Origin of the sequence: Vibrio sp. Vb1755, assembly GCF_033338635.1 — a bacterium.
Lineage (GTDB): Bacteria > Pseudomonadota > Gammaproteobacteria > Enterobacterales > Vibrionaceae > Vibrio > Vibrio alginolyticus.
The window spans coordinates 1-1,466 of record NZ_JAWOTA010000131.1 but is presented as its reverse complement, the minus strand read 5'-3'; the positions used below and the strand labels follow the sequence as shown (position 1 = coordinate 1,466).

Below are 1,466 nucleotides of genomic sequence, written 5' to 3'. Positions count from 1 at the left end.
TCAATCCATTGAGCAAGCACTGAAAAGTGCGACGGCAAAACTGACAGAAGGCGGCAAAGAGTCGCCTTCTCTCGATGCCGCTGTCCTTCTTTGCCATGTTCTTGGCAAACCGCGAACCTATTTGCTAACGTGGCCAGAAAAAGCATTGGAACCAGAGCAACAAGCGCAGTTTGATGCTTTACTCGCAAGGCGCTTAGCAGGCGAACCCGTTGCTTACATTATTGGTGAGCGCGAGTTTTGGTCTCTACCTCTCAAAGTTTCTCCTACTACCTTGATCCCAAGACCAGACACCGAGCGTTTGGTGGAAGTTGCTTTGGATAAAACCTATGGGCAGACCGGATCGATTCTAGATCTAGGCACGGGGACAGGAGCAATTGCGTTGGCATTAGCGTCTGAGCTACCGAATCGTCAGGTAATGGGAGTTGACCTCAAACAAGAGGCCAAAGAGCTTGCTGAGTACAATGCCGCGCAGCTAAACATCAAAAATGTGACGTTTGACCAAGGTAGCTGGTTCGAGCCTATTGCAGAGGGAACAAAGTTTGCTTTAATTGTTTCCAATCCGCCGTATATTGACGAGAAAGATCCGCATTTATCCCAAGGTGACGTTCGTTTTGAGCCAAAATCCGCGCTGGTCGCTGATGAAAATGGCTTAGCGGATATTCGCCATATCTCCGATTTGGCTCGTCAGTATCTTGAAGAGGGCGGTTGGCTTGCCTTCGAACACGGTTACGACCAAGGCGAGGCGGTTCGCGAGATCATGCGTGGCTTTGGTTATCAGCAAGTTGTCACCGAAAAAGATTATGGTGGGAATGATCGAGTGACCCTCGGTTGCTACCAGCCTTCATAAGAACGAGCAAGTCAGCAGTAATTTATTAAAAGAGAAGAAAAATGTACGTAGCTCTAAAACATATTCACCTTGTCACCATCGCACTGAGTGCCACATTGTTGTCGATTCGATTCGCGTTAATGATGATGAACTCTCCAAAGCGCAACCATCGTTTTCTGAAAGTTTTTCCACACATTGTTGATACCGCGCTGTTGTTGTCAGGTGTTGCTTTGATCTTTGTTACTGGCTTCATTCCATTTACAGACTCAGCACCTTGGCTAACCAACAAGATCACGTGTGTGTTGGCGTACATTGCTCTGGGCTTCTTCGCTCTGAAATTAGCTAAAAATAAATTGCTGCAAATTTTCGGTTTCTTTGGCGCACTCGGTTGGTTGGTCATGGCGGCTAACATCGCCGTGTCTAAGAGTCCAACTTTATTTGGGTAATCGTCATGCTTGAGTTTTTTGACGAAGATTTTGACAACATGGCGCTGGTGGAAGGAGCGTTAGAGCTCAATAAATCCGTTAATCCAGAAACCAACGTCCATTGGGCTAAGCAAGAGCTAGAGCGTCTGTACCAAGAAGCAGAAGCAACGCTTATCCATGAAACAGATGAAGAGCAGCGTTTCGACTCTTTCCTA

General features: G+C 46.9%; 2 protein-coding genes and 1 pseudogene. All 3 read left to right on the top strand.

Annotated features, from left to right (window positions below):
• Nucleotides 1–847 (top strand): peptide chain release factor N(5)-glutamine methyltransferase (gene prmC, locus R7E00_RS23250; protein WP_318124599.1); only part of this gene is annotated, 847 nt, incomplete at its 5' end.
• Nucleotides 848–888: 41 nt separating this feature from the next.
• Nucleotides 889–1,272, top strand: a complete 384-nt coding sequence (locus R7E00_RS23245) for a SirB2 family protein (RefSeq protein WP_005468486.1) — start codon at nt 889–891, stop codon at nt 1,270–1,272.
• A gap of 5 nt (nt 1,273–1,277) precedes the next feature.
• Nucleotides 1,278–1,466: pseudogene (locus R7E00_RS23240) on the top strand (hypothetical protein); the annotation flags it as partial.